Origin of the sequence: Pontibacillus salicampi, from assembly GCF_042434395.1 — a bacterium.
GTDB lineage: Bacteria > Bacillota > Bacilli > Bacillales > BH030062 > Pontibacillus > Pontibacillus salicampi.
Map to the genome: position 1 here is coordinate 1 of NZ_JBHLTP010000015.1, position 715 is coordinate 715.

The 715-nt window shown below is 54.5% G+C and carries 1 rRNA gene; it reads right to left on the reverse strand.

Annotation, left to right across the window (positions count from 1 at the left end):
* Positions 1–668, reverse strand: a 16S ribosomal RNA gene (locus ACFFGV_RS18650); the annotation flags it as partial.
* Positions 669–715 lie beyond the last annotated feature (47 nt).

Sequence of the window (715 nt, forward strand, 5' to 3'; positions counted from 1 at the left end):
CCCCAGTTTCCAATGGCCCTCCACAGTTGAGCTGTGGGCTTTCACATCAGACTTAAGGAACCGCCTGCGCGCGCTTTACGCCCAATAATTCCGGACAACGCTTGCCCCCTACGTATTACCGCGGCTGCTGGCACGTAGTTAGCCGGGGCTTTCTGGTTAGGTACCGTCAAGGTACCAGCATTTCCTCTGGTACTTGTTCTTCCCTAACAACAGAACTTTACGATCCGAAGACCTTCATCGTTCACGCGGCGTTGCTCCGTCAGACTTTCGTCCATTGCGGAAGATTCCCTACTGCTGCCTCCCGTAGGAGTCTGGGCCGTGTCTCAGTCCCAGTGTGGCCGATCACCCTCTCAGGTCGGCTACGCATCGTCGCCTTGGTAAGCCGTTACCTTACCAACTAGCTAATGCGCCGCGGGTCCATCTTCGAGTGACGGCAGAAGCCGCCTTTTACTGTCGGACCATGCGGTCCAACAGATTATTCGGTATTAGCCCCGGTTTCCCGGAGTTATCCCGATCTCGAAGGTAGGTTACCCACGTGTTACTCACCCGTCCGCCGCTCAATCCCCTATCGTCACCCCGAAGGGATCAGATAGGTTCATGCGCTCGACTTGCATGTATTAGGCACGCCGCCAGCGTTCGTCCTGAGCCAGGATCAAACTCTCCATAAGAGTTCGCCTAACATCATGTGAACATGATTACTGGCTAATGTTAAAAA